Source organism: Cellulomonas hominis, from assembly GCF_014201095.1.
Classification (GTDB): domain Bacteria; phylum Actinomycetota; class Actinomycetes; order Actinomycetales; family Cellulomonadaceae; genus Cellulomonas; species Cellulomonas hominis.
The window spans coordinates 3,367,251-3,390,768 of the sequence record NZ_JACHDN010000001.1 but is presented as its reverse complement, the minus strand read 5'-3'; the positions used below and the strand labels follow the sequence as shown (position 1 = coordinate 3,390,768).

Sequence of the window (23,518 nt, the reverse complement as noted above, 5' to 3'; positions counted from 1 at the left end):
GTCAGCCCGTCACCCACTCCGCGTAGAAGATGCCGATCCCGAGCGACACGAACAGCCCGGCGATCAGCCAGAACCGGATCACGATGGTCACCTCGCCCCACCCCGACAGCTCGAAGTGGTGGTGCAACGGCGCCATCTTGAACACCCGTCTCCCGGTCAGCTTGAAGAAGCCGATCTGGATGACGTCGGACAGCACGATGATGACGAACAGGCCGCCGATGATCGCCGCCAGCACCTCGGTGCGGGTCACGATCGACATGCCGGCGAGCGCGCCGCCGAGGGCCAGCGAGCCGGTGTCGCCCATGAAGATCTTGGCGGGGCTGGCGTTCCACCACAGGAAGCCGAAGCACGCCCCGGTGATCGCCGCGGCGACCACCGCCATGTCCAGCGGGTCGCGGGTCGCGTAGCACCGGGCGCCGGCCGTCAGGGCGCAGCGCTGGTTGAACTGCCAGACGCAGACGATCACGTACGCGCCGAACACGATCAGGGACGAGCCGGTCGCGAGGCCGTCGAGCCCGTCGGTGAGGTTCACGGCGTTGGACCACGCGGTGATGAGGAAGTTCGCCCAGATCACGAAGAGGATCGCGCCGACGGTCGCCCCGGCGAACGCCAGGTCCAGGCCGGTGTCCCGGATGAACGAGATCTTCGTGGACGCCGGGGTGCGCATCGTGGCGTCGGGGAACTGCAGCGCGAGCACCGCGAACACGATCCCGACGAAGCCCTGGCCGATGATCTTCCACCGCGCGGACAGCCCGAGGCTGCGCTGCCGGGAGATCTTGATGAAGTCGTCGAGGAACCCGACGACGCCCAGCCCGGTCATGAGGAACAGCACGAGCACCGCGGACGCGCTGGGCAGGTTGCCGGACGCGATCGCCGCGGCCCCCCACCCGATGAGCGTCGCGGCGATGATGACGACGCCGCCCATCGTCGGCGTGCCGCGCTTCGTGTAGTGCGCGGTCGGCCCGTCCTGGCGGATGAACTGGCCGTACTGCTTGGTGACCAGGAAGTTGATGAACAGCGGGGTGGCGAGCAGCGCGACGACCATCGCGACGCCGCCGGCGACGAGGACGGAGATCACGGGCGCACCCCCGCCCCGGCCGCGCCGGTGAGCAGGTCGCCGAGCCGCCACAGGCCCGCGCCGTTGGACGCCTTGAGCAGCACCACGTCACCGGGGCGCAGCTCGGCCTCGAGCAGGGACGCGGCCGCGTCGACGTCCTCGACCACGACCACCTCGTCCCCCCAGGAGCCCTCGCGGACGGCGCCGGCGGCGATCCCGTGGGCGCCCGCGCCGACCACGACGGTCAGGTCGATGTTCAGGCGGACGACCTGCAGGCCGATCGCCTCGTGCTCGCGGCGCGCGTCGGCGCCGAGCTCCATCATCTCGCCGAGCACCGCGATCGAGCGCCGCTCCCGCCCGGCGACGACGGCGAGCGCGCGCAGCGCGGCCCGCATCGAGTCCGGGTTGGCGTTGTAGGAGTCGTCCACGACGGTCACCCCGTCGGGGCGCTCGACGACGTGCATCCGGTGCGGGCTGATCGCGTCGGCGGCGGACAGGCCCGCGGCGACGTCCGCGAGCGGCAGCCCCACGGCCAGCGCGGCGGCCGCGGCCCCGAGCGCGTTGTGCACGTGGTGCTCCCCCACGAGCCGCAGGGTCACCTCGGCGCGCTCCCGGGAGTCGTCGCCCTCGACCGGCGGGACCCGGCCCGCGTCCAGGGTGAACGCGGCGCGGCCGGCGCGGTCCACCCGCAGGTCCACCGCGCGCAGGTCCGCGCCCGTGGTGGTGCCGAAGGTCGCGACCGGGCCGGGTGCCTGCGCGGCCATCGCCAGCACGCGGTGGTCGTCGGCGTTCAGCACCGCGACGCCGCCGGGCGCGAGGCCCGCCACCAGCTCGGCCTTGGCGCGGGCGACCGCGTCGATCCCGCCGAAGCCCTCCAGGTGCGCGTGCCCGACCACGAGCACCACCGCGACGTCCGGCGGCGCGATGCTCGTCAGGTACTCCAGGTGCCCGATGCCGGACGCGCCCATCTCGAGCACGAGGAACCGGGTCTGCTCGTCGGCGCGCAGCACCGTCAGCGGCAGCCCGATCTCGTTGTTGAACGACTTCACCGGTGCGACGGTCGGGCCGGCGGCCGTGCAGAGCTGGGCCAGCAGGTCCTTCGTGGTGGTCTTGCCGACCGAGCCGGTGACCCCGATGACGCGCAGGTCCGTGCCGCCGGGCTCGACGGCCGCCTCGCGCAGCTGCGCGAGCACCACGCGGGCGAGGTCGCCGAGCGCCTTCTCGACGTCGTCGACGACGACCGCGGGCAGCTCGACCGGTCCCCCGTCGTCGGGCCCGTCGTGCGTGACCGGCCGCGCGGCCAGCACCAGCGCGGCGCCGGCCCGCACGGCCGCGCCGGCGTACTCGTGCCCGTCCACGTGCTCGCCCGGCAGGGCCACGAACAGCGACCCCGGCTCGACCTGCCGCGAGTCCACGACCACCGGCCCGGTCACCACCGTCGCGGGGTCGAGGTCCGCCGGGCGCAGCCGCCCGCCGGTCGCGGCCGCCACCTGCGCCGCCGTCATCGCGATCACGCGGGCTGCTCCTCGGACGCGCCCCGCCCGCCGCGCGCGGTCAGCGCGGCGTCCGCCGCCCGGAGCACGTCGCGGTCGTTGTAGCGGTGGAAGACCCCGGCGATCTCCTGGGTCGGCTCGTGGCCCTTGCCGGTGATGATGATGGTGTCCAGCTCCGTCGCGAGGTCGAGGGCGTCGTGGATGGCCTGCGTGCGGCTCGTGGCCTCGTGCACGTCGGTCAGGTCGGGGCGCTGCTCGCGCACCCCGTCCAGGATGGCGGCCCGGATGGACGCGGGGTCCTCCGAGCGGGGGTTCTCGTCGGTGACGACGAGCACGTCGGCGAGGCGCGCCGCGATCCGGCCCATGATCGGGCGCTTGCCGCGGTCCCGGTCGCCGTCGGACCCGAAGACGATGATCAGCCGGCCGGGGGTGATCGGGCGCACGGCCTCGAGGGCGAGCACGAGCGCGTCCGGGGTGTGCGCGTAGTCGACCAGGCACAGCGGCCGCTCGTCGGGCGCCGGGCGGCGCTCGATCACGCGCTCCATGCGCCCGGGCACGCCGCTGGACGTGCCCACCGCCTCGATCGCCACGTCCAGCGGCACGCCGGCGCGGTGCGCGAGGACGACGGCCAGCGCCGCGTTCGACACGTTGACCAGGCCGGGCAGCGGGCTGGCGGCCGTGTGCGTCGCCCCGTCCGGGCCGCGCAGGGTGAACGTCGAGCCGACGCCGTCCAGGCCGATGTCCGCCTCGGTGACCGCCCAGTCGGCGGTCTCCCCCTCGGGCGCGCCGACGTAGGTCGCGACCGTGTCCACCGGGACCTCGGCCTCCGCGGCCAGGCGGCGGCCCCACTCGTCGTCGACGACGACGACCGCGCGGCGGGCGTGGCCGGCGCGGAACAGCTGCGCCTTCGCCCGGTAGTAGCCCTCCATGTCGCCGTGGAAGTCGAGGTGGTCCCGCTGCAGGTTGGTGAACCCGGCGACGTCGAGCTCGAGGCCGTTCATCCGGCCGAGCGCCAGGGCGTGCGAGGACACCTCCATCGCCGCCGCCGTCGCGCCCCGCTCCAGCCCGAGGGCGAGCACGGACTGCACGACGGGCGCCTCGACGGTGGTGCGCGGGCTCTCGATGGCCTCGTCGCCGATGCGCAGCTCGACCGTGCCCATGACCACGGTGCGCTCGTGCGCGCGGCGCAGCGCCGAGTCCACGAAGTACGTCGTCGTCGTCTTGCCGTTCGTGCCCGTGACGCCGACGGCGGCGAGGCGCCGGGCCGGGTGGTCGTGCAGCCACGCGGCCAGCGGGCCGGACAGGGCGCGGGGGTCGTCGGTCACGAGGGCCGGCACGCCGAGGTCGCGCACGAGCTCGGCGCCCGCGGCGTCCGTGACGACCGCCACGGCCCCGGCCCGCACCGCCTGGGGGGCGTGCGCGGCGCCGTGCGTGTGCGCGCCCGGCACGGCGACGAACACGTCACCCGGCTGCGCGTCGCCGCTCGCCATGGTGATGCCCGAGGTCAGCAGCTCGTCGGGCACCGGGGCACCGGCCGGGACGAGCCCGAACGCGTCGGCGAGGTCGGCGACCCGGCGCTGGTGGGGGTGCTCCGGGCGCAGCCGGCCCTGCGGGGACGTCATGGGGACGAATCTACCGCGCGGGGCGCGGGCCCCCGCGACCGGAGCGTGCGGGCGGACGGTGCTCACGGGCGTCTCACCAGGTCGTGGGGAAGAGCTCCGGGGTCGTCCCGCTGGGGGCGACGCCGAGCTCGGTGAGCGCGTAGCCCGCCACCTCGGAGAACACGGGTGCGGCCACGGTGCCGCCCCACTCGGACGTGCGCGGGTTGTGCAGCACGACGCTGACCGCGATGGCCGGGTCGTCCGCCGGGGCGACGCCGATGAACGAGGCGCTGATGCCCGGGGTGGCGCTCGCACCCACCCAGGACTGCGCGGTGCCGGTCTTGCCCGCGACGCGGTAGCCCGGGATCTGCGCCGAGGAGCCGGTGCCCTCGTCGACCACGTTCTCCATCATCGTGAGCACGGTCTGCGCGGTCGCCGCGGACACGACCTGCGTCGCCTCGGCCGCGGGCGCGGGGGTGTACGTGCCGTCCGGCTCGGTCCAGCCCTTCACCAGGTGCGGCGTGATCCGGACCCCGCCGTTGGCGATCGTCGCGAACACGTCGGTGGCCTGGAGCGTGGTGACCGAGACGCCCTGGCCGAACAGCACGGCGTACTTGGTGCGGCCGTCCCAGGAGTCGGAGTCGTGCAGGATGCCCGGGGACTCCCCCGGCAGCTCGACGCCCGTGCGCGCGCCGAAGCCGAACTTGGCCAGGTAGTCGTACCGGACCTGCTGCGGGATGTTCTGGCCGATCATCACGGTGCCGGTGTTGGACGACTCCGCGAGGATGCCCGTCGTGGTCAGGCGCAGGCCCGCGTGCTCGTGGGAGTCCTTGAAGGTCTGGCCGTTCGGCGTCGTGTACTGGTAGGGCACCTCGAACTCGGTCGTCGGGTCCACCAGGCCCGTCTCCAGGGCCGCCGCCATCGTGATGACCTTCGCGGTCGAGCCGGGCTCGAACACGTCGGACACCGCGCTGGACCCGTTCCACAGGTCCGTCGTCGCGCCCGGGTCGTTCGGGTCGACCGTGCGGGACTCGGCGATGAACAGGATCTCGCCCGTCTTCGGGTCGATGCCGACGATGGAGCCGGAGTCGGCCCCGGTCGCGGCGACCTGCTCCTCGATGGCCTGCATGGCCTTCCACTGCAGGTCCGCGTTGATCGTCAGCTGCACGCTGCGTCCGTCGACCGCGTCCGTCGACTCGGAGAACCCGCCGGGGATCTGCTGCCCGCCGCGGCCGCGCTCGTAGGTGGTGCTGCCGGGCGTCCCGGTGAGCTCCTCGTTCAGCTGCGCCTCGATGCCCTGGGCGCCGACGCCCTCGGCGTTCACCCAGCCGAGCAGGTTGCCCGCCAGGTTGCCGTTCGGGTAGATCCGCTCGGAGACCTGCGTCGCGGTGATGCCGTTGATCCGCAGCTCGCTGACCGCCTGCCACACCTCCGGCAGGACCGTCTTCGCCACGTAGACGAAGCCCGTGTCGCGGGCCAGCTTGGCGCCGAGCTCCGCGGCGTTCGTGCCGAGGACCGGCGCGAGCAGCTGGGCCGCGCCCGCCGCGCCCGTGTACGTCTCGCCGTCGACCTTCGCGGACCACGTCCGGATCAGGCGGGGGTTGGCCTCGATGTCGTACCGGTCGACCGAGGTCGCGAGGACCTCGCCCTCGGAGTCCGTGATCTGGCCGCGGGCCGCGACGAGCTGCGCCCGGGTCAGCCGGTCGTCCAGCGCCTCGGCGGCGATGGCGCGGTTGTCGATGCCCTGCAGCCAGAGCAGCCGGCCGGAGAACACGGTCAGCAGCAGCGCGACCACGACGACGAGCACGGTCCGCCGGCGGTCCAGCATCGCGACGCTGGGGCCCGCGGGGCGCCGCGGCCCCCGCTGCGTCGGCACGCCGGAGGCGGGGTGCCGGACCGCGCCGGTGCGGGCTCCGGGCCGGGCGGGACGCACGGGGGCGCGGCCGCCGGGCCGGGTCACTCGCCCGCTCCCGTCGCCCCCTGGACCGTGCCGTCGGACAGCCGCAGCCAGGCGGTCGAGCCCGCCGGCTCCATGCCCAGCTCCGCGGCCCGCTCGGCCAGCCGGGCCGGGGCCTTGTTCGCGTCGAGCTCCGCGGACAGCGACTGCTCCGAGCGCGCCAGGTCGGCGAGCCGCAGGTCCAGGGACCGGGTCGCGTAGGAGCCGGCGGCGAGCTGCGTGTTCAGCAGCAGCGCCGCGAGCAGCGCCGCCGCGAGGATCGCCATGCACGTGACCACGAACGGCACGTGCGTGCGGGCCTGCGCCGGCGGCCGGACCAGGCGCAGCCGCGGGCGCGCCGGGGCCGGGGTCGAGGACGGGCGGGGGCGGACGCGCGGGGCGGACACCCGCGGCGTGGCCTGCTCGGCGCTCATGCGGTTCTCCTCGGTCCGGGGGTGCGGGTGGGTCGGGTGCTGCGGCCTCGGGGGCCGCGGGGATCGGGCGGGGCCGGCCGGTCACCGGCGCGCAGGTGCTCGGGCGTCGGCCGGAGGCGTTCCGCCGCGCGCAGGCGCACCGACTGCGACCGCGGGTTGCGGGCCGCCTCGGCGGCATCGGCCTCCTCGGCGCCCCGGGTCAGCAGCCGCAGGTACGGCTCGTGCGTGTCCGGCACCACCGGGAGCCCGGGCGGCGCGCTGATCTCCGCGCCGGCCGCGAACGCCCTCTTCACCAGGCGGTCCTCGAGCGAGTGGTACGCCTCGACGACGATCCGGCCGCCGACGACCAGCGACTCGATCGCCGCCGGCACCGCGCGGCCGAGCACCGCGAGCTCGTCGTTCACCTCGATGCGCAGCGCCTGGAACGTGCGCTTCGCCGGGTTGCCGCCGGTCTGCCGGGCGGCCGCGGGGATGCCGGCGCGCACCAGGTCGACCAGCTCCCCCGACCGCTCGATCGGCGCGGACTGCCGGGCCTGCACGATGCGCCGGGCGATCCGGGCGGCGAACCGCTCCTCGCCGTACTCGCGCAGCACCCGGGTCAGGTCGGCCTCGTCGTACGTGTTGAGAACCTCCGCCGCGGTCCGGCCGCGCGTCGGGTCCATCCGCATGTCCAGCGGGGCGTCCTGCGCGTACGAGAACCCGCGCTCCGCCTCGTCGAGCTGCAGGGAGGAGACGCCGAGGTCCATGAGCACGCCCTGCACGCCCGGCAGTCCGAGGCGCTCCAGCACGTCGGGGATCTCGTCGTACACCGCGTGCACGGGGGTGAACCGGTCGCCGAACCGGGCCAGGCGCGCCGACGCGAGGCGCAGCGCCTCCGGGTCCCGGTCCACGCCGACGACCCGCACGTGCTCGAGCGCGGACAGCACGCCCTCGGTGTGGCCGCCCATGCCGAGCGTCGCGTCCACCAGCACCGAGCCGGGCTCCGCGAGCGCCGGGGCCAGCAGGTCGACGCAGCGCTGCAGGAGCACCGGGGTGTGCCGGGAGGCGGCGTCGCGCTCGGACATGCGGGTCCTCCTCTCGCCGGCGTGCCGGGGGTCTCGTGCTGCTGGGGCTGGGGTGCCACGGGGGTGGTCGGGCGGCCCCTCCGCCGTCCGACCAGATCCCCCACCGGCCCTCTGACGCCGGGGAAGTGGCGGCAGAGCTGCCGGGGGGAGGTCTCGTCGGGCGGTGGCGGGTGCGGTCGGTCGGGGCCGGATCGTGGGTCGTGGGGGTCCGTGGGGGTGCGGCGGGTCAGAAGGCGCCGGGGAAGACCTCCTCGGCGGTCTCGGCGTAGCCGGCCTCCTGCTCGGCCAGGTACGTCTCCCAGGCCTGGAGGTCCCAGATCTCGACCCGGGTGCCGGCGCCGATCACGGCGACGTCCCGGTCGAGACCCGCGTAGGCCCGGAGCATCGGGGGGATGGACACGCGTCCCTGCTTGTCCGGCACCTCGTCGGAGGCCCCGGACAGGAACACGCGCAGGTAGTCGCGCGCCTGCTTCGAGGTCACCGGCGCCTGCCGGAGCTTGTCGTGCATCCGCGCGAACTCGTCGAGCGGCAGCAGGAACAGGCAGCGGTCCTGGCCCCGGGTCATGACGAGCCCCTGCGCGAGCTGGGGCCGGAACTTCGCCGGGAGGATCAGCCGCCCCTTCTCGTCCAGCTTCGGGGTGTGCGTCCCGAGGAAGGGCACGGAGGCGCCGAGCCCGGCCAGCGCCTGCTCGAACCCCACGTCGTCCACCTCCCCCGGACCGCGCGACGAGCACCCGTCGGCACCCGATGGCTCCATGGTACTCCACTTCGCTCCACCTGTACCCCGTGAATCGACTGCGGGTGGGTGAATCTGAGGCGTCGTCGCTGGTCACGCGCGGTGGAGCGAGGTGGAGGAGATCTCACCTCCGGGACGGCGTCCGGCGGTTCGCAGCCGCGGGTCGGCGGGCCCGGGCTCCGCAGCGTCCGCTCGAAACCGCAGGTCAGGCGCGTGTGCGCGCGGTGCCGCGTGACCGGCGCCGCGCCCGGGGAGCGATGTGGAGGACCCGGGCGTACGGCCGGTGGGGGGAAGTGGAGGCGCCGGGGGTCGCTCCACCTCCCACGGCGCACCCGGGACGCCTAGGCTTCGACCACCCGACGGAGGAGACAGTTCGATGCCGCGAGCCGTACCCGGCGCGTCCGAGATGGACGAGCTCATCACCGTGACGGACCGGATGCGCGCGGGGATCGACCGCGTGGTCACCGGCCGCCCCGAGCTGGTCCGCACCACGGTCGCCGTGCTGCTCGCCGAGGGGCACCTGCTCCTCGAGGACGTGCCGGGCGTCGGCAAGACGACGCTCGCCAAGGCCCTGGCCCGGACCATCGACTGCACGGTCGGCCGCGTGCAGTTCACGCCCGACCTGCTGCCGAGCGACCTCACCGGCGTCACCATCTACCGTGCGGCGACCCAGGACTTCGAGTTCCGGCCCGGGCCGGTGTTCTCCCACGTGGTCATCGGCGACGAGATCAACCGCGCCTCGCCGAAGACGCAGTCGGCGCTGCTCGAGTCGATGCAGGAGGCGCAGGTCACCGTCGACGGGTCCACGTACCCGCTCCCCCGGCCGTTCCTCGTGCTCGCCACCCAGAACCCGGTCGAGATGGAGGGCACCTACCCGCTGCCCGAGGCGCAGCGCGACCGGTTCATGGCCCGGCTCACGGTCGGCTACCCGAGCCAGGAGGCCGAGCTCGCGATGCTCGACCTGCAGGAGACCTCCGACCCGCTCGCGCACCTGTCCCCCGTCACCGACGCCGCCCAGGTCGCGCGCCTCATCGAGACCACCCGGCACCTGTACGCGTCGCCCGCGGTGAAGCAGTACGTCGTCGACCTGGTGTCCGGCACCCGCGAGGACCCCGCGCTGCGGCTCGGCGCCTCGCCGCGCGCCGCGATCCAGCTGCTGCGCGCGGCCAAGGGCTACGCCGCCGTCGCCGGCCGGGACCACGTGCTCCCGGACGACGTGCAGCAGCTCGCCGAGCCGGTGCTCGCCCACCGCGTCATCCTGAGCGCCGAGTCCCGGCTCTCCGGGCGGACCGGGCAGGACGTGATCGCCGACCTCGTCGCCCGCACCGCCGTCCCCGTGCCGGCCCGCACGGCGGTCCGCGACCGGACCGCCGCCGGCTGATGCGCCTGCGCCCGACCCGCCGGGGGGTGGGCCTCGTCGTCGTCGGGCTCCTCGTGAGCGCGGCGGGGACGGCGTTCGGGTCCACGGACCTGCTGACCATCGGCACGCTGCCCGTGCTCCTCGTCGCGCTCGGGCTGATCGGCGTCGCCCTGGTCGACCCGGGGCGCGGGCGCGGTCTGCGCACCCGGCGGACCGTGCAGCCCGACCCCGTGCACGTCGGCCGGACCGCGGACGTGCAGGTCGTCGTCGCGCTCGCCCGCGGGGCGTCCCGCGCCCGGCTCACCGACCTGCGGCTGCGCGAGCAGGCGGCCGTCGAGCTGTCCGGCGGCCGGCCGCTGCGCGCCACCGTGGCCCGCGAGCCGCGCGCCGTCCGGCTGCGCTACCCCGTCCAGGCCGTCCGGCGGGGCCGCTGGGCGCTCGGGCCGCTGGTCGTCACCCGCACCGACCCGTTCGGGGTCGCCCAGGTGCGGGCCACCCTCGGCTCCCGGGAGACGGTGACGGTCTGGCCGGCCGTCGTCGACCTGCCGGTGCCGCGCGAGCTGCTGGTCGCCGAGCCGGAGCGCTCCGTGGTCGGCGCCCGCTCGCCCGCCGCCGACGACGCCGCGCTGCGCGACTACCGCGTCGGGGACGACCTGCGCCGCGTGCACTGGCCCAGCAGCGCGCGGCGCGGCGAGCTCGTCGTCCGCTCCGACGAGCGCGCCGGGATGCGCCCCGTGACCGTGCTGCTCGACCAGCCGGCCGCGGGCGACGCCCTGGAGTGGAGCATCTCCCTGGCCGCCTCGGTCGCCCTCGCCGTGCACGCCGCCGGGCACCCCGCCCACCTGCTCACCGGGACCGCCGTCGACGACGCGCAGGTCGACCGGATCCGCCGGCCCGCGCCCCAGGAGCTCCTCGACGCGACCGTCGAGCTGACCGGGCACGCCGACCCCGGCGCCGCCGAGCGCGCGCTGCTCGCGGAGATCGGGCGGATGGACGACGCCGACGGCGGGTCGGGCCTCGTCATCGCCGTGCTCGGCCCCCAGGGCCCCGACGGGCGCGCCGCGCTCGCCGGCGTGAGCCGGACCCGCCCGTCCTGGGCCGTGGTGCGCGGCGCCGACGACGACGAGGCGGCCGGGGCGACCACCCGGGCGCTGCGGCGGGCCGGCTGGCGCGTCGTCCAGGCCGAGCCCGGCGCGGACCTCGCGGACGCCTGGTGGCGGCTGACCGGGGGTGCGGCATGAGCGGCACGTCGCTCCGCCGCGGCTGGCGGTCCCCCGTCGCGACCGCCGTCGTCGCCGCGGCCACCTGCACCGCGCTCGGCGCGCTGTCCGGCCTGCTCGCCGGCGGCACCTGGGCGCTGCGCGCCTGCCTCGCGGTCGCCGCCACCGCCCTCGTCGTCCTCGGCGCCCGCGCCCTGACCCGGTCCACCTGGATCCCGTCCACGATCGGCCTGCTCGTCGCCGCGTACGCCCTGCTGGCGGTGTACGCGACGCCGCCCGGCGCGAACCCGCTGCTCGTCGGACCGGCCACGCTCGACCGGGCCGGGCAGCTCGCCCAGCAGGCCGCGCAGCTCATCGAGACCTCCGTGGTGCCGATGCCGGTGTGGCCGCCGGTCGAGATGCTCATCGTCGGCGCCGCCGTCCTGGTGTTCCTGGCCGCCGACCTGCTCGCCGTCGGCTGCGGCATGCCCGCGCTCACCGGCCTGGCGTACGTCGCGGTGTGGACCCCGGCCGTCGTGCTCGGCTTCCCGGGCAGCGCGTGGGCTCTCGCCGGCACCGGCTTCCTCTACCTCGTGCTGCTGGCGCTCGCGCAGCCACCGGTCGGCCGGGAGCGCGGGGTCCGGCGCGCCGGCGTCGTCGCCGCGGGGGCGGCCGGCCTGGTCGTCGTGACCCTCGCCGCCGGGCCCGTGGTCGCCGCGGTGCCCGCGTGGTCCTGGCTCGACCTGCCCGACGTCGGCACCGGCGCCGTCGGGCCGGTGCGGCTCGCGGACGACCTCGACCTGCGCGACAGCCTGCGCGACCAGTCGTCGCAGGTCGTGCTGCGGTACACCGTCGAGAGCGTGGACGAGGACGCCGAGGGCCCGACCGCCACCGCCGGGCTGGTCGGGCCGCTGCGCTCCTTCACCCTGCGCGACTTCGACGGCCGGTCCTGGCAGCGCGACCCGGGTGCCGACCTCACCGACTGGGACCGCGGCGGGCTGCTCGCCTCGACGCCCGGCCTGGTCGGCGCGACCCCCGACGCGTCGCGCGGCACGCTCACGGCCGTCGACGTGCAGGTCGGCGCGCTCCGCGAGCAGCGACTGCCGGTGAGCACGTTCCCGCGCACCGTCGACATCGACGGGCGCTGGTCGTACGACCCCGCCCGCGACGAGGTGGTCGGGCAGGACCGGACCGACGTCGACACCCGGTACTCGATGATCGTGGAGGTGCCCGACCTCGAGCCCGACCTGCTGCGGTCCACGTCCGGCGAGGTCCCGGACGACGTCACGGGCTACCTCGACGTCCCCGGCACCGAGCACGAGCAGGACCTGCGCGACCTCGCCGCCGAGATCACCGCGGGCGCCACGACCACCTACGACCGGGCGCTCGCGCTGCAGTCGTACTTCCGCGACGGCACCCAGTTCCGCTACGACACCTCCGTCGAGGCCGGGGAGAGCGACGACGCCGTCTGGGACTTCCTGGAGTCCCGACGCGGGTACTGCGTGCAGTTCGCCACCGCGATGACCGTGCTCGCCCGCACCCTCGACATCCCGGCCCGCCTCGGTGTCGGGTTCCTGCCGGGCGAGCTCGGCTCCGACCGCGTCTACCGGGTCACCGGCGCCGACGCCCACGCCTGGCCCGAGCTGTACTTCCCCGGCACCGGCTGGGTCCGGTTCGAGCCGACCCCCGCCGTGCAGACCGGGCCGCCGCCGTCGTGGAGCAACCCGTTCCGCGCAGCCGGCCCGAGCGCCTCGCCCAGCGCCACGGCGCAGCAGCCGGGCGCGGCCCCGAGCACCAGCAGCACGTCCGCCCCCGGCAGCACCGGCGGCGGGCTGCCCGGCGGCACGCTCACCGACGAGTCGCGGGCCCCGCTCCTCGCGCTCGTCGGCCTGGTCCTCGTCGCGGCGCTGACCGTCGCGGGCATCGCCCTGCACCGCCGCCGCCGGCCGCGGACAGGCCTGACCCCCGAGGCCGCGTGGCGGCGGCTCCGCGACCGGCTGCGGCGCGCGGGCATCGTGTGGTCCGACGCGCACACCCCCCGGCAGGCCGCGGCGGCGGTGCGCGACCAGGTCCGCAGCCGGCGCGGCCGGCCGCTGTCCGGCGACGCCGACCGCGCGCTGACCGCCCTGGCCGCGGCGGTCGAGCAGGACCGCTACGCCCCCGCGCCCACCCCGCACGACGCCGCGGAGCTCCAGGCGTGGATCGGCGCGGTGCTGACGGACGTCAGCGCGACCCCTCGCGGCGAGGCGGGCCCGCTCCCCGCCGAGGCCTGACCCGCCCCGCCGCCCGCGCGCCGGTGCGGCGGCGCGGCTCCACACCGGCGCGGCGGGTCGCTCTCACGACGCCGAGATGGGACGCCCGCGCCGACATAGGACCACGGGAGGCCCTGTCTCGGCCGCGCAGCCCTCTCTCGGCGTGCTGCGCTCGCGTGACCGGCGCCGAGATCGGCGCTCCCGACCGAGATCGGTCGTCCGACGCACCGATCTCGGTGGGGAGGACCGATCTCGGCGCCGCGGGAGGGTCGCGGCGGGCGCGAAGGGTGCCGACGGCGGGCGCGAAGGGTGCCGACGGCGGGCGCGCGTGGCACCGTCCGGACGCGCGCACCCTCCCGGCGACCGGTCGCGTGCGCGAGCCAGCCGGGGCGTGTCGGCGGTCGGCGGCGGCTCCGCCGTCGGCGGCGTGTCCGCGCTCGGCGGCGTGTCCGCAGTCGGCGGCGATTCCGCGGTCCGCGGCCGACACGGTGCCCACGAGCCCGACCGCACGCGCGCGTCGTCGACGCGCCGAGCCGGCGTCCCGCGGGTACCGCTCAGACGGGGACGGAGAGGGTCAGCGACCCTGCTCGCGTCGGCGGTCCCAGCGGTCCTCCATGCGGTTCATGAAGCCCTTCTTGCGCGGTGCCGGTCGCGAGGCGGTGCCGTCGGGGCGAACCACGCCGACCGGTCCGCTGCTGCGCCGCGGCCGCGTGAACGCGATCGCGACGGAGGCGAACATCACGACGAAGCCCAGCACCCCGAGCCACACCTCGGACGACGCAGCGCCGCCCACCAGGAGCAGCAGCCCCACGACGGCACCGATGCCGCCCAGGACGTACCGCAGAACCGGCTTCCGCCCACGCGATGTCAGCGTGTTCGCGAGCCGAGGATCGTCAGACGTGAGCTGTCGCTCCATCTGCTCCAGTACACGTTGTTCGTACTCGGAGAGAGGCATCCGGACCCCCGTGCTCCGCCGTCGGGACTACTTCACGTCAGGATAGATGGCGTTCGCGGAAGTCGGTAGTCGGGCGACCCGGCCCGGGCAGTGAACGCGCCGGCACCCGGGCCGCGGGCGGCTCCGTGTCGGCGTCGGGGGCGGGCTCGGCGCGCGCCGAGCGGCCGACGGCACGGGTCCCGGCACCGATCGCGGAGCGCCCGAACCGCTCGCGCACGAGGTCCATCGCGCGCTCCGCGTCCCGGCGGGCGTCGGCGTTCTCCGCGACGGCCTCCTCCAACGTGGGCTGCCGCACCACGTCCTCCGCGGGCGTCAGCCCCTCGGCCCGGACCCCCACGAGCCGCACGGGCAGCCCGCCGAGGTCCGCGGCCGCCAGCAGGTCCCGGGCGGCGAGGTACAGCTCGCGGCCGACGTCGGTCGGCTGCGGGAGGGTCCGCGACCGGGTGAGGGTCCGGAAGTCCGAGGTGCGGATCTTCACGGCCACGGTGCGGGCGACGAGCTGCTGCGCCCGCAGCCGCCCCGCGCACCGGTCGGCGAGCTCGAGCGCCTTGCTCTCCACCACCCGCATGTCCCGCACGTCGACCGCGAAGGTCTCCTCCGCGCCGACGCTCTTCTCCTCCCGGCCCGGCAGCACGGGCCGCGGGTCGCGCCCCCACGCGAGGTCGTACAGGTGGGCGCCGGCGACCCGGCCGACGGCGCGCTGCACGGTGCCGACGTCGCTCTCCGCCAGCTCCGCGACGGTGCGGATGCCCCAGCGCTCGAGCGCGGAGGCCGTGCGCTCGCCCACCCCCCAGAGCGCCCCGACGGGCAGCACGTGCAGGAACGGCACGGTCGCCGCCCGCGGCACGAGCAGCACGCCGTCGGGCTTGGCGTGCCCGGAGGCGAGCTTCGCGACGAACTTGGTCGCCGCGATCCCGACCGAGCACGTGATGCCGTGCTCCCGCTGGACGCGCTCCCGGATGAGCGAGGCGATCCGCGTCGGGCTGCCGAGCCGGCGTCGCGCCCCGCTCACGTCGAGGAAGGCCTCGTCGACGCTCACCTGCTCGACGAGCGAGGTGACGTCCCGGAGGATGCCCATGACGCCGCGCGACACCTCCTGGTACGTGCCGTGGTCGGGCGGGACCACGACCGCCTGCGGGCAGAGCCGCCGCGCGGCGGACATCGGCATCGCGGAGTGCACCCCGAAGGCGCGCGCCTCGTACGTGGCCGCCAGCACCACCGACCGCTCCGACCCGCCCACGACGACCGGCTTGCCGCGCAGGTGCGGTCGCCGGGCGAGCTCCACCGAGGCGAAGAACGCGTCCATGTCGACGTGCAGGATCGAGCACCCGTCCTCCTCGGTGCCCCAGTCCCGCCGCGCCTCCTGCGACCGCGGACCTCGGCTCATCCGGCGCGCACCTCGCCCGCGGCGTCCTCGAGCTCCGCCCGGACGATGTCGAGGAAGTCCTCGGCGTGGCAGAGCACCTGCTCGGCCCGCTCCGCGCTCACGGCGTCGAACCGCCCGGCGTCGACCGCCGCCCGCAGCCCGGCACCCGCGGCGAAGTAGCTCGACCAGCGCCCGAGCTCGGGGGCGACGGAGTCCAGCAGCTCCCAGACGGTGCGCGGCGCGCGGCGGCCCGAGAGCGGCTGCCGCTCGGAGAGCACCGCCGCCCCGGCACGCAGCGCCGCGAGGTGGGCGTGCGTGAACTGCTCCCAGGGCTCGGAGGAGAACTGCGCGGCCACCAGCTCGGCGTCGGCGCGCTGCAGCAGCTCGGCCGCGCGACCCGACAGGCCGGGCACGGCGTTCCGCGGGGCACGAAGGGTCCTGACCGGCATCGCGCACCTCCCTCTCTCGACAGCCCCAGTATCGAACACCTGTTCGAACGCGTCAACCCGTACCGTGTCCGGATGGCGTCCCGCGACCGCTCCCGCAGATCGTCGGGCACAGCCTCCCACCGGCCACCGACACGCGCGTCGCGGGGCGGACCGCCCGCGGAGCGCTGGCCCGTCGGCCCGGTGCCGATCGCGACGGGGACCGCGGAGGTGCAGCGTTCCCCCGACGACCCGGACGCCGTGACCCTCCTCGTGAACGGCGTCCCGAGCTCGCACCTCGACCTGGCCGACCCGGAGCGCCTCGAGTTCGAGTACATGCAGCAGATGGCCGCCGTCCTGGCGCACGTGCCGGTGCCGGGCGGCCCGTTCCGCGCGGTGCACCTCGGCGCCGCGGGCTGCGCGCTGGCCCGGTGGGCGGACGCGCGGTTCCCGGGCGCGCGGCAGGTGGCGGTCGACCTCGACCCGGTCCTGGTCGCGCTCGTGCGGGAGTGGTTCGACCTGCCCCGCTCGCCGGCGCTGCGCCTGCGGGCGGGCGAGGCGCGCGCCGAGCTGGCGACGCTCCCGGGCGCGAGCGCCGACGCCGTCGTCCGGGACGTGTTCGCGGGCGACCGCACGCCGCCGCACGTGACCACCGAGGAGTTCACCCGCGACGTCGCGCGCGTGCTCCGTCCGGGCGGGGTCTACCTGGCGAACTGCGCCGACCGCCCGCCCCTCGCGCTGGCCCGGGCGGAGGCGGCGACCGCGGCGGCGGTGTTCGCGCACGTGGGCGTCGTCGCCGAGCCGGCGGTGCTGCGCGGGCGCCGCTACGGCAACCTCGTGGTGGTCGGCACGGACGACCCGGACCTGCTGGACGACGCCGGCCTCGCCCGGCAGCTGCGCACGCTCCCGGTCCCCGCCCGGCTGCTCACGGGCGATGAGCTCCGCGTGTTCACCGGTCGCGCCGCCCCGCTGCGCGACGCGGCGCCCGAGATCGAGCCGGACCCGGACGTCGATCCCGACCCGGACGCCGGGGCCTGAGACGCGGACGAGGCCGCACCCGAGCGGGGTGCGGCCTCGTCGCGGAGGTCTCCGTCGTCGGACGGATCAGCTCGCTCGGATCAGAGCGGGCGGACCTTCTCGGCCTGGGGGCCCTTCGGGCCCTGCGTGATCTCGAACTCCACGCGCTGGCCCTCCTCGAGGGAGCGGTAGCCCTGGGAGTCGATGGCGGAGTAGTGGACGAAGACGTCGGCGCCGCCGCCGTCCTGGGCGATGAAGCCGTAGCCCTTCTCAGCGTTGAACCACTTGACAGCACCCTGTGCCATGTTCTTGTCCTTCTGTCCATCCGGTGACGGAACCGGGACCTCGTGCCCCGGACCGTGCCGCAATGCCTATCCCGCGTCCTGCACCGGGTGGACCAGCCGGATGGCTGGAGGGTGCCGCGCGGGGGTCCCGGGGGACCGTCCCGACCGGCGCCGGTCAAGCGTCAGTACGTCACTGCAACACGGGGAGTCTCTCACGCAGGTCAGTGGCGCGCCATGCTTCTTCCGGCCCTCGATCCCGCTCGACGACAACGATCCGGTCACGGTCCGGTCACAGGACGACCACGCTGACCGAGCGGTCGGTCGGCCTCCGGCCCGCGTCAGACCGCCAGCCCGGGGTGCGCGCGCCGGGCGCCCCGCCGGCCCAGCACCATCCCCAGGAACCCCACCGCCCACGGCAGCGCCACCCACGCGAACGCCGCACGGAACGCCTCGAGGTCCCGCACGCCTCCCCCGGCGCGGTCGAGGACGACGCCGACCGCGAGCATCGTGGCCAGCGCCCCGACGAACCCGCCCGTGTTGACGAACCCCGTCGCGGTGCCCAGGCGCGCGGGCGGCGTGCAGGACCGTGCCACGTCGAACGCGACCAGCGAGGTCGGCCCGCCGACCCCCACCACGACGACGAAGACCCCGAGCACGACCAGCGGCACCGGCGAGGCGGGCACGGTCACCGCCAGCCACGCCAGTCCGATCGCGACCGAGGTCCCGAGGGCGAGCGGCATCCGGGCGCCGGGGTGCCGCCCGACGAGGAGGCCGACGACCGGCCCGGCGACGACCGCGGCGACGACGTTGAGCGTCAGCAGCGCGCTCGCCTCCCCCGCCGTGCGCCCCTGGCCCTCCACGAAGAACGCGTAGCCCCACAGCAGCACGACGACGTGGTTGCTGAACTGCCCGGCGAAGTGCATCCAGAACGCCAGCCGGGCGCCGGGGTCCCGCAGCACGGCGCGCAGCGCACCGGGCTCGCGCGGCGCCGCCGCCCGGGGGTCCTGCCGCCAGGGCCGCCGCAGCAGCCCCACCCGCGAGGCCGGACCTGCCGCCGGGGCGTCCCGGACCACCGCGAGCACGGCGATCGCCGCGACCAGCCCCGCGGCGGCGACGGACAGGAAGGTCGCGCGCCACCCGGCGGCGTGCAGCAGCGCGACCACCGGGAGCGCGGACAGCAGCTGCCCGAGCTGGCCGATGCTGCCGGTGAGCTGCGTCATCAGGGGCACGCGCCGGACGGCGAACCACGCGGGCACCAGCCGGACCACGGACACGAACGTCAGCGCGTCACCGGCCCCGACCAGCACCCGCCCGGCGAGCACGAAGCCCGCCGACGGAGCGAGCGCGAGGACCGTCTGGCCGACCGCCATCCCGAGCGCCCCGGTCGCGACCAGCGCGCGGGGCCCGTAGCGGTCGAGCAGCACCCCGACGGGCACCTGCAGCAGCGCGTAGACCACGAGCTGCGCGACGGCCATCGACGCGAGCAGCGCCGACGACACCCCGAACCGCTCGGTGACCTCGAGCGTCGCGACGCCGAAGGACGACCGGTTCATGATCGCCACCACGTACGCCGCGACGGCGACGCCCCAGACGAGCAGGGCGCGGCGGTCGGAGGTCACGTGGGGTCATTCTGCCCCCACGCGGCACCCCGTCCCGCACGGGGCGTCAGAGCCCGGGGCCGTCCCCGCGCTGCTCGGCCAGGAACCGCTCGAACTCCTCGCCCAGCTCGTCGGCCGTCGGCAGCTCGGAGGTCTCGGCGAGCAGGCTCGGCCGCCCGATGTTCCGGGTGAAGGCGTCGTACTGCTGCTCCAGGGCGTGCACGACGGCACCGACCTCGGCGGACTCCTCGACCTGCCGCTCGACCTCCAGGCGGGTCTCCTCGGCCGCGGCGGTCAGCGCGCCGAGGTCGAGCTCCAGCCCGGCGGCGCGCTGCACGTGCTCCAGCGCGGTGATGCTGGCCTGGGGGTACGGCGACTGCGCGAGGTAGTGCGGCACGTGCACGGCGAAGCCCATGGCGTCGTGCCCCGACTGCCCCAGCCGGATCTCCAGCAGCGACCCCGCATCGGCCGGCACCTGCACGGTGCCGAACCACGACGTGTAGTCCGCGACCAGCTCGGGCCGGTTGGCGTGCGCGGTGACCGACAGCGGCCGCGTGTGCGGGATGCCCATCGGGATTCCGTGCAGCCCGACGGTCAGCGGCACGTCGAACCGCTCGACGATCTGCCGGACCGCCGCGACGAACCGCTCCCACTGCACGTCCGGCTCGACGCCGTGCAGCAGCAGGAACGGCACGCCCGAGGTGTCCCGCACCAGGTCGACCGCGAGCTCGGGCTCGTCGTACTCGCCCCAGTGGTCGCCGTCGAAGGTCGCGGTGGGCCGGCGGGACCGGTAGTCCAGCAGCTGGTCGACGTCGAAGGTGGCGAGCCGCTCGGTGGGGAGCTGCTCGGTGAGGTGCTCGGCGGCGAGGCGGCCCGCGCCGCCGGCGTCGACGAAGCCGCGCACGGCGTGCACGAGCACCGGCCCGCTGCCGCCCGCGGTCCGCGCCTCGACCTCGGCGGCGACCGCCGGGTCGACGGCGTAGATCTCGCTCGGATCCAGCATGGGTCCTCCTGTGCTCACGTCCTGTCGGGGGCCGCGCGGGTGCGCACGGCCCGTCCAGGTGGCACAACACCGCGGGTGCCCCGCCTCTTCCCGCTGCGGCCGACCGGGTGGCGGCGCGTGGGCGGGCGTGACACGGCACGGCCCCGATGGCGGATAATGGACGGCCGCTCGCGCGGGCCGTCGTGCCCGCCGGGCGCGCGCAGGCGCGGGAGGGACGCGCCGAGGGGACGACCGACGGGAGCACCGGTGACGGGGATCGAGGCGCAGCTGGCGGCCGAGCAGCAGGTCGTGGACGGGCTGTACGCCCGCCTCGACGAGCTCCGGGCCCAGACCCGCGAGCGCCTGGCCGAGGTCCGCCGGGTCGGTCCGTCCGGCTCGCCGCAGAACCGGTCCGAGCGGGACGCGTTCGCCACGCTGTACGAGGACCGGCTCGCGCGGCTGGAGGCCGTGGAGGACCGCCTGGCGTTCGGCCGGCTGGACCTGGCCGAGGGCGGGCGCCGGTACATCGGGCGCATCGGCCTGAACGACGACGAGCACGCCTCGATGCTCACCGACTGGCGCGCCCCCGCGGCGCAGTCCTTCTACCGGGCGACCTCCGCGCGGCCGGACGGCGTCGTGCAGCGCCGGCACCTGGTCACGCGCGGCCGCCGCGTCACGGGCCTCGAGGACGAGGTGCTGGACCTGGACGTGCTCGCGGACGCGGAGGCCGCCGAGGCCCTGGGCGCGCTGTCCGGCGAGGGCGCCCTGCTGGCGGCGCTGGCCGCGCGGCGGACGGGCCGGATGGGCGACATCGTCGCGACGATCCAGGCGGAGCAGGACGCCATCATCCGCGCGGAGCTGGCGGGCGCGCTGGTCGTGCAGGGCGGGCCGGGCACCGGCAAGACGGCGGTCGCGCTGCACCGCGCGGCGTACCTGCTGTACGCGCACCGCCGGACCCTGGAGCGCTCGGGCGTCCTGCTGCTCGGGCCGAGCCGCACCTTCCTGCGGTACATCGACCAGGTGCTCCCCTCCCTCGGCGAGACCGGCGTGGTGTCCACGACGGTCGCCGAGCTGTACCCCGGCGTCGTGGCGAACGGCGAGGAGGACGACGCGGTCGCCGAGATCAAGGGCCGCCTGGTGTGGCGCCGGATCATCGAGCGCGCGGTCCGGCAGCGGCAGCGCGTCCCGGAGCGGCCGACGACCGTGACCGTCGACGGGCACACCATCGTGGTGCGGCCGAACGACGTCCGGTCCGCGATCGCGCACGCCCGCCGCGGCCACCGGCCGCACAACCAGGCGCGCGTGACGTTCGTGCGGGACATGCTCGGCCGGCTGGCGGAGCAGTACATCAGCCAGCTCGGCTGGTCGGTCGCCCCGGACGAGCGCGGGGAGGTCGTCGAGGAGCTGCGCACCACCCGCGAGATCCGGATCGCGCTGAACCTGGCGTGGATGCCGCTCACCCCCCAGGGCCTGGTCTCCGCGCTGCTGTCCCGCCCGGCCCGGCTCGACGCGGCAGCCCCCGAGCTGTCCGCGCACGAGCGGGCCGCCCTGCTGCGCGACCCGGACGCCCCGTGGACCGCCGCGGACGTGCCGCTGCTCGACGAGGCCGCCGAGCTGCTCGGCGAGGACGACCAGGCCGCCCGCGCGCAGGCCCGGCACGACGCCGCGCAGCGCGCGCAGGAGCTCGACTACGCCCGCCAGGTCCTCGAGCAGTCCGGTACCGGCCTGGTGTCCGCGGAGCTGCTGGCGGACCGGTTCGCGTCCACCGGCCCGGCGCTGACGACGGCGGAGCGCGCGGCGGCCGACCGGACCTGGACCTACGGGCACGTCGTGGTCGACGAGGCGCAGGAGCTCTCCCCGATGGCGTGGCGGATGGTGCTGCGCCGGGTGCCGACCCGCTCGCTGACCGTCGTCGGCGACGTCGCGCAGACCTCGACCGCCGCGGGCACCCGCGACTGGGCCGCGACGTTCGACCGGGCGCTGCCCGGCGGCTGGCGGCTCGCCGAGCTCACGGTGAACTACCGCACGCCGGCGTCGGTCGCCCGCACGGCCGAGCGGGTGGGCCGCGCGGCGGGCCTGCCGCTGTCGCCGACCACGTCGGCGCGGGACGTCGAGGACGCGCTGCGCACCGAGCACGTGGACGCCGCCGCGGTCCCCGAGGCGGTCGCCCGGCACGCGGCCGAGGCGCTGGCCGCGGTGCGCGACGCGTCGGGCGCCGGCCGGGTCGCGGTCATCGCCGCGCCCGAGGCCGTGGCCGCCCTCGCCGCGGTGCTCCCCGACGCGGGCGGCACCCGGGCCGGGTCGCCCGACCTGGACGCGCCGCTCACCCTCATGACGCCGACGCAGAGCAAGGGCCTCGAGTTCGACGTCGTCGTGCTGGTCGAGCCGGCCGACGTGCTCAAGGGCGGCGCCGGCGACCTGTACGTCGCGATGACCCGGCCCACCCAGGCGCTGCACGTCGTGCACGCCCGCCCGCTGCCCGCGGGGTGGGACGCCTGAGGTCTGTCCGCCTTTCGGGACCGGCTTGGACCCCCGGGCGGCGAGGCGCACCATAGGGGCGTGCCACGCGCCCTGCTGCTCGAGAACCTGCATCCCCAGGCCCGGACCATCCTGGAGTCCGCCGGCTACGAGGTCGTCACGCGCTCCGGCGCGCTCGACGAGCCCGAGCTGATCGAGGCCCTCCAGGGGGTGCAGCTGCTCGGGATCCGCTCCAAGACCCAGGTCACCGAGGCGGTGCTCGACGCCGCCCCCGACCTGGTCGCGGTCGGCGCGTACTGCATCGGCACCAACCAGATCGACCTGCACGCGGCGGCCTCCCGCGGCGTCGCGGTGTTCAACGCCCCGTTCTCCAACACCCGCTCGGTGGTCGAGATCGCGCTGGCGGACATCATCGCGCTGACGCGCCGGCTCACCGTGCTCAACGGCTCGATGCACGACGGCGTCTGGAACAAGTCCGCCGACGGGGCCCACGAGGTGCGCGGCCGCACGCTCGGCATCGTCGGCTACGGCAACATCGGCACCCAGCTGTCGGTCCTCGCCGAGAACCTCGGCATGTCCGTGGTGTTCTACGACACCGCGGAGAAGCTGTCGCTCGGCAACGCCCGCCGCGCCGAGACGCTGGACGAGCTGCTCGACGTCGCGGACATCGTCACGCTGCACGTCGACGGCCGGAGCGGCAACGCGGGCCTGTTCGGCGCGAAGCAGTTCGCCCGGATGCGCGAGGGCGCGATCTTCCTCAACCTGTCCCGCGGCTTCGTCGTGGACTACGCCGCCCTGCGGGACGCCGTGCTGGCGGGTCACGTCGCGGGCGCGGCGGTCGACGTGTTCCCCGTCGAGCCCAAGCGCAAGGGCGACCCGTTCGAGTCGGAGCTGCGCGGGCTGCCGAACGTCATCCTCACGCCGCACACCGGCGGCTCCACGGAGGAGGCGCAGGAGGCGATCGGCCAGTTCGTGTCGAACAAGCTGCGCGACTTCATGAACACCGGCACGACGATGCTCAGCGTCAACCTGCCGAACCTCACGCTCGAGCACCGCCCGAACGTGCACCGGCTCACCTACCTGCACCGGAACGTCCCCGGCGTGCTGGCCGCGGTCAACCAGACCCTGGCCGAGCACGGCGCGAACATCGAGGGCCAGCTGCTCGCGACCCGCGGCGAGGTCGGCTACGTGGTGACCGACGCGGTCGCCGTGGAGCGCGAGGTCGTCGAGGCGCTGCGCGCCCGCCCGGAGACCATCCGGCTGCGCGTCGTCGACTGAGGC

The 23,518-nt window shown here is 75.9% G+C and carries 19 protein-coding genes; 6 read left to right on the top strand and 13 right to left on the bottom strand.

The features are described from left to right. Nucleotide 1: 1 nt before the first annotated feature. The 7 genes from mraY to mraZ all read right to left on the bottom strand — a co-directional run bounded on the left by mraY (nucleotide 2) and on the right by mraZ (nucleotide 8,246). Nucleotides 2-1,078 carry a phospho-N-acetylmuramoyl-pentapeptide-transferase gene (gene mraY / locus HNR08_RS15820; protein ID WP_146835837.1) on the bottom strand — a complete coding sequence of 359 codons (1,077 nt, stop codon included), beginning with the start codon at nucleotides 1,076-1,078 and terminating at the stop codon, nucleotides 2-4. Next, a complete protein-coding gene (locus HNR08_RS15815; protein WP_146835840.1) occupies nucleotides 1,075-2,571 on the bottom strand; it encodes a UDP-N-acetylmuramoyl-tripeptide--D-alanyl-D-alanine ligase in 1,497 nt (498 codons plus the stop codon). The genes mraY and HNR08_RS15815 overlap by 4 nt, the downstream gene beginning before the upstream one ends. Then, nucleotides 2,568-4,172 (bottom strand): UDP-N-acetylmuramoyl-L-alanyl-D-glutamate--2,6-diaminopimelate ligase, encoded by a 1,605-nt coding sequence (locus tag HNR08_RS15810; protein ID WP_183835106.1) that lies wholly within the window; start codon nucleotides 4,170-4,172, stop codon nucleotides 2,568-2,570. Before HNR08_RS15810 ends, HNR08_RS15815 begins: the two co-directional genes overlap by 4 nt. A 73-nt stretch (nucleotides 4,173-4,245) precedes the next feature. Further along, a complete protein-coding gene (locus HNR08_RS15805) occupies nucleotides 4,246-5,979 on the bottom strand; it encodes a peptidoglycan D,D-transpeptidase FtsI family protein (RefSeq protein ID WP_146833381.1) in 1,734 nt (577 codons plus the stop codon). Nucleotides 5,980-6,107: 128 nt separating this feature from the next. Beyond that, nucleotides 6,108-6,521: a cell division protein FtsL gene (gene ftsL, locus HNR08_RS15800; RefSeq protein WP_146833384.1), complete on the bottom strand. Its 414-nt coding sequence runs from the start codon at nucleotides 6,519-6,521 to the stop codon at nucleotides 6,108-6,110. Continuing rightward, complete coding sequence (gene rsmH / locus HNR08_RS15795) at nucleotides 6,518-7,585, bottom strand: 16S rRNA (cytosine(1402)-N(4))-methyltransferase RsmH (RefSeq protein ID WP_146833387.1); 1,068 nt, start codon at nucleotides 7,583-7,585, stop codon at nucleotides 6,518-6,520. The genes ftsL and rsmH overlap by 4 nt, the downstream gene beginning before the upstream one ends. A 226-nt stretch (nucleotides 7,586-7,811) precedes the next feature. Next, nucleotides 7,812-8,246 (bottom strand): division/cell wall cluster transcriptional repressor MraZ, encoded by a 435-nt coding sequence (gene mraZ, locus HNR08_RS15790; protein WP_216446845.1) that lies wholly within the window; start codon nucleotides 8,244-8,246, stop codon nucleotides 7,812-7,814. Between the two features lie 451 nt (nucleotides 8,247-8,697). Here mraZ and HNR08_RS15785 point away from each other — a divergent pair, with 451 nt between their 5' ends. Genes HNR08_RS15785 through HNR08_RS15775 form a run of 3 tightly spaced genes read left to right on the top strand, consistent with a single transcriptional unit; the run spans nucleotide 8,698 to nucleotide 13,153 of the window. After that, nucleotides 8,698-9,702: an AAA family ATPase gene (locus HNR08_RS15785; protein WP_146833393.1), complete on the top strand. Its 1,005-nt coding sequence runs from the start codon at nucleotides 8,698-8,700 to the stop codon at nucleotides 9,700-9,702. A 26-nt stretch (nucleotides 9,703-9,728) separates the two neighbouring features. Further along, nucleotides 9,729-10,922, top strand: coding sequence for a DUF58 domain-containing protein (locus HNR08_RS15780; RefSeq protein WP_246802912.1), 1,194 nt, complete (start codon nucleotides 9,729-9,731; stop codon nucleotides 10,920-10,922). Further along, nucleotides 10,919-13,153, top strand: a complete 2,235-nt coding sequence (locus tag HNR08_RS15775) for a transglutaminase TgpA family protein (RefSeq protein WP_146833399.1) — start codon at nucleotides 10,919-10,921, stop codon at nucleotides 13,151-13,153. The genes HNR08_RS15780 and HNR08_RS15775 overlap by 4 nt, the downstream gene beginning before the upstream one ends. A gap of 553 nt (nucleotides 13,154-13,706) precedes the next feature. On the opposite strand, the gene HNR08_RS15770 is transcribed toward HNR08_RS15775, so the two are convergent. From HNR08_RS15770 to HNR08_RS15760, 3 genes are read right to left on the bottom strand one after another with little or no spacing between them, the layout of a single operon-like run. Continuing rightward, nucleotides 13,707-14,087 (bottom strand): DUF3040 domain-containing protein, encoded by a 381-nt coding sequence (locus HNR08_RS15770; RefSeq protein ID WP_146833402.1) that lies wholly within the window; start codon nucleotides 14,085-14,087, stop codon nucleotides 13,707-13,709. 37 nt (nucleotides 14,088-14,124) lie between these two features. Further along, nucleotides 14,125-15,474, bottom strand: coding sequence for a DNA polymerase IV (locus HNR08_RS15765; RefSeq protein WP_146833405.1), 1,350 nt, complete (start codon nucleotides 15,472-15,474; stop codon nucleotides 14,125-14,127). After that, a complete protein-coding gene (locus tag HNR08_RS15760) occupies nucleotides 15,471-15,902 on the bottom strand; it encodes an SAV_6107 family HEPN domain-containing protein (RefSeq protein ID WP_146833408.1) in 432 nt (143 codons plus the stop codon). The genes HNR08_RS15765 and HNR08_RS15760 overlap by 4 nt, the downstream gene beginning before the upstream one ends. 207 nt (nucleotides 15,903-16,109) lie before the next feature. Between HNR08_RS15760 and HNR08_RS15755 the strand changes: the two genes are divergently transcribed. Further along, the gene (locus HNR08_RS15755; protein ID WP_246802913.1) at nucleotides 16,110-16,916 is read left to right on the top strand and encodes a spermidine synthase; all 807 of its coding nucleotides are present in this window, start codon (nucleotides 16,110-16,112) and stop codon (nucleotides 16,914-16,916) included. A gap of 80 nt (nucleotides 16,917-16,996) precedes the next feature. Here the strand turns inward: HNR08_RS15755 and HNR08_RS15750 are convergent, their stop codons facing one another. From HNR08_RS15750 to HNR08_RS15740, 3 genes are all read right to left on the bottom strand, one after another. Beyond that, nucleotides 16,997-17,200: a cold-shock protein gene (locus HNR08_RS15750; protein WP_146833414.1), complete on the bottom strand. Its 204-nt coding sequence runs from the start codon at nucleotides 17,198-17,200 to the stop codon at nucleotides 16,997-16,999. A 317-nt stretch (nucleotides 17,201-17,517) separates the two neighbouring features. Beyond that, entirely contained in the window at nucleotides 17,518-18,798 is a 1,281-nt protein-coding gene (locus tag HNR08_RS15745; RefSeq protein WP_146833417.1) for an MFS transporter, read from the bottom strand. Nucleotides 18,799-18,844: 46 nt separating this feature from the next. Beyond that, on the bottom strand, nucleotides 18,845-19,780 hold the full coding sequence (locus HNR08_RS15740) for a proteasome assembly chaperone family protein (protein WP_146833420.1): 936 nt from the start codon (nucleotides 19,778-19,780) through the stop codon (nucleotides 18,845-18,847). A gap of 246 nt (nucleotides 19,781-20,026) precedes the next feature. Here HNR08_RS15740 and HNR08_RS15735 point away from each other — a divergent pair, with 246 nt between their 5' ends. Then, entirely contained in the window at nucleotides 20,027-22,258 is a 2,232-nt protein-coding gene (locus HNR08_RS15735; RefSeq protein ID WP_146833423.1) for a HelD family protein, read from the top strand. A gap of 60 nt (nucleotides 22,259-22,318) precedes the next feature. Further along, a complete protein-coding gene (gene serA / locus HNR08_RS15730; protein WP_146833426.1) occupies nucleotides 22,319-23,515 on the top strand; it encodes a phosphoglycerate dehydrogenase in 1,197 nt (398 codons plus the stop codon). The last annotated feature ends 3 nt before the right edge of the window (nucleotides 23,516-23,518 follow it).